Genomic DNA, 322 nt, shown 5'->3' on the forward strand with positions numbered 1-322 from the left:
GCAGGTCAGCCGCGCCGTCGCCCGCATGACGCAGGCGGGGCTGGTCTCGCGCACCACCGACAAGGCGGACCGACGGCGGCAGGTGCTGGGATTGACGGCCAAGGGTCGCAAGGTCTACCGCGAGATCGTTCCCGCCGCCCTGGCCTACGAGGCGGAGTTGCTGGGCACGCTGTCGGCGGCGGAGCGCACGGCGCTCGACCACCTGATCAGCAAGCTGTCCCGCGCCGCCCGCGACCTGGGTCCGGCACGCGCTGCCGACGAGCCCGACGACGGTCAGGCGTAGGCCAGGAGGACCGGTTCCTCGTCATTTCCTGCGAAGCGC

The 322-nt window shown here is 72.4% G+C and carries 1 protein-coding gene; it reads left to right on the forward strand.

Translation table 11 applies throughout. The features are described 5' to 3' along the window. The coding region (locus C882_RS22675; protein WP_043647380.1) for a MarR family winged helix-turn-helix transcriptional regulator at window positions 1-283 on the forward strand (283 nt) is incomplete at its 5' end. Window positions 284-322: the final 39 nt, after the last annotated feature.

Source organism: Caenispirillum salinarum AK4 (assembly GCF_000315795.1).
In the GTDB taxonomy this organism is placed as follows: Bacteria; Pseudomonadota; Alphaproteobacteria; order Rhodospirillales; family Rhodospirillaceae; genus Caenispirillum; species Caenispirillum salinarum.